This window comes from Ellagibacter sp. (assembly GCF_048412355.1).
In the GTDB taxonomy this organism is placed as follows: domain Bacteria; phylum Actinomycetota; class Coriobacteriia; order Coriobacteriales; family Eggerthellaceae; genus Ellagibacter.
Map to the genome: position 1 here is coordinate 1 of NZ_DBFSAP010000042.1, position 2,093 is coordinate 2,093.

The following is a 2,093-nucleotide window of genomic DNA, read 5'->3' on the forward strand; positions in this document are numbered from 1 at the left end:
TGTGGGAGGAGCTCGAGCGGTGGCGCTCGCGCCCGCTGGAGCCCGTGTACGCGTTCATGTTCGTCGACTGCCTCTACGTGCCGGTGAGGCGCGGGCGCGGCGCGCGCAGCATGGCGGTCTACGCGATAGTCGCCTACGACCTGGCCGGGCGCAAGGACGTGCTCGGGCTGTGGATGCAGGAGACCGAGGGCGCGCACCACTGGATGGGCGTGTTCGACGAGCTGCGCCAGCGCGGCGTCGAGGACGTGCTGTTCGTGAGCATGGACGGCGTGTCGGGGCTGGCCGACGGCCTGCGCGCGATATTCCCGGACGCGGTGGCGCAGCGCTGCCTGGTGCATCTGGTGCGCAACTCCTGCAAGTACGTCCCGTCCAAGGACATGCAGGCGTTCTGCCGCGACGCCCGGGCCTTCTACGGCGCGCCGTCGCTTTCCGCGTGCCGGGCGGCGTTCGCCGACTTCTCCGAGGCGTGGGCGCGCTACCCGGGCGCGGTGGCGACGTGGGAGCGCTCGATGGCCGAGGTCGAGCGGCTGTTCTCCTACGGCCCCGACGTCAGGAGGGTCATGTACACCACCAACGCCGTCGAGAGCGTGAACGCCAGCTTCCGCAAGGTCGTCAGGCGGGGGTGCTTCCCCGACGAGGACGCCGTGATGAAGCTGCTCTACCTGCGGGTGAAGGAGCTGTATTCGAGGTGGGGCGAGGGATGCCACCAGCCGGGCTGGGCCCGGGTGCGCAACCAGCTGCTGTGCGACGAGGGCATCAGGGCGAGGATAGAGAGGTTCCTGTGAAAAGACTTACACAGGCTTCTTGACAAGCCCCAGGTCGCAGTTAATCGATGTGATTTTCGCGAGCAGAGATTGGGGTTTGCGGCCCCCATTTTTCTCTAAATGGAGCGTTTTGTGCCCCCGAACTCGCAACTTTTGTCACTTTTAGCCGTTTTGGTTTACGCCAGGTCGTCGTCGGCAAGCCAACTTAGGCTTGTTTTGGTTCGCTCGACCTGTTGCCCGGCTCGTTCCGACAGGGCATGTTGCTTTCTGTGGACCCCATCGCAATGAAGGAGCTCCATTCGCAAGAGCTTTTGCCTTGCGTAGAACGTTGCGGGCTTCGCGATGCGCACGCGCTTTTTCGCGGCGGCGGCAATGTGCGCCGCGATTTTATCCATCTCGGTTTTTGAATTCAGTTGGGTCGAGGTGAGGGTTATGACCCGGAAACCCGAAGCCGTAAAGGCATTTTTGCGCCGTGCGTCATTCGATATTCGCGCTTCTTGATTATGGAAAGCTTTGCTGTCGTATTCAACGATAATCTTGGCTTTCGGCCATGCGATATCGGGCTCAAGTCGATCGATCCCTGCCATTTTGCGAGCCTTGGGGCTCAGCGTGATTTTACGATTGAGCCGGGCGCCCGAAAGAGAATATCCTCCCTGTTGCTGGGGTAGGGTGAACAAAAGAATGGTCGCGGTTTCCATGGGCGAACGCGAGCAATCGTGGGCATATTTTGTCGCCTTGGCCGCTTTCGCGACTCCGGTGAGCCCTTTTGCGCGCTGGCAAAAGGCGGCGATTTTCGCGACGCTTGTGAGCGGCGCGCGCTTGACGAGGGGATTTTCGAGCGATTCGTTGATGGTAAAGAGTCCGCAAAACTCGCAGATGATGCAAACGAGCTCGGTGAACGACAGCAGGGGCGCAATTTGGATGATGGTGAGTTCGGGAGAAGTGATGCGCTGTTCGGGAGATATTGAACAGACGGAACCGAACGGCAGCTCTTGATACGCGACGTGTCGCACTGCGGGTTCGTTTGTGCGCTTGTGCTTTATGGAGGTGAGGCCATGCAAAGGGCGCGACAGGACGCTTGTGTTGACGAGCCAATCGAAATTGGAAACTGCGAAGTTTGGCGGTGCAATGGTCGTGCGGCTCGGCTCGGGCACAATGAAGCCGGGCGTTCCACAGTATACCTATTTGACCTGGGGTTTCGTGTTTTCATATCTCAATTTATCCCAAGTGCCCTCTGCTTTTGGCATACGTGGCGGCGAAATCCTCGGCCAGCTGCTCGGTCGACGGACGCAGATAATGACTCCCCGTCACGCCTGGCAGCTTATGCCC

Annotated in this window: 2 protein-coding genes; one reads left to right on the forward strand and one right to left on the reverse strand. The window is 60.3% G+C overall.

All coding sequences use genetic code 11. From position 1 onward, the window contains the following. Nucleotides 1-785, forward strand: a 785-nt coding sequence (locus tag ACMRQN_RS05860) for an IS256 family transposase (RefSeq protein WP_418734201.1), incomplete at its 5' end; no start/stop codon positions are given. A 155-nt stretch (nucleotides 786-940) separates the two neighbouring features. Here ACMRQN_RS05860 and ACMRQN_RS05865 read toward each other — a convergent pair. After that, on the reverse strand, nucleotides 941-1,918 hold the full coding sequence (locus tag ACMRQN_RS05865; RefSeq protein ID WP_418734202.1) for a DUF559 domain-containing protein: 978 nt from the start codon (nucleotides 1,916-1,918) through the stop codon (nucleotides 941-943). Between the last annotated feature and the right edge of the window lie 175 nt (nucleotides 1,919-2,093).